Genomic DNA, 495 nt, shown 5'->3' on the forward strand with positions numbered 1-495 from the left:
TTGAGCACGACCAATAGCAATGTCGCGTCGCTGTCGAGTTCCACGTCGACGGGGTTGTCCTCGGCCAATAGCGCGGTGGCGTCACTGTCCACGTCGACGTCGACGGGTCTTTCGAGCGCCAACAGCAACATCGGCTCGTTGTCGACGGGTTTGTCGACCACGAACAGCACGGTTGCGTCGGTGTCGACGTCCACGGTTGCCGGCCTGAATTCGCTGTCCACCGGATTGAGCACGACCAATAGCAATGTCGCGTCGCTGTCGAGTTCCACGTCGACGGGATTGTCCTCGGCCAATAGCGCGGGGCCCTTATTCACAACTGACGCGGCCGCCGGTCATTCGAGCGTCAACCGCAACATCCGCTCGTTGTCGACGGGTTTGTCGACCACCAAACGCCCGATTGCGACGTTCTCGACGTCACCAGTCACAGGCCTGACTTTTCAGTCGCACGGATCACGCACGACCAAACAAAATGAACCAACCAAGACGAGGTACACA

General features: G+C 59.4%; 1 protein-coding gene. It reads right to left on the reverse strand.

Translation table 11 applies throughout. The annotated features are described in order from the left end of the window. On the reverse strand, nucleotides 1-293 hold a 293-nt coding region (locus tag J5M56_RS27095), incomplete at its 3' end, for a hypothetical protein (RefSeq protein ID WP_279381845.1). Nucleotides 294-495 lie beyond the last annotated feature (202 nt).

This window comes from Pseudomonas sp. 51_B (assembly GCF_017491595.1).
Taxonomy (GTDB): Bacteria; Pseudomonadota; Gammaproteobacteria; order Pseudomonadales; family Pseudomonadaceae; genus Aquipseudomonas; species Aquipseudomonas promysalinigenes.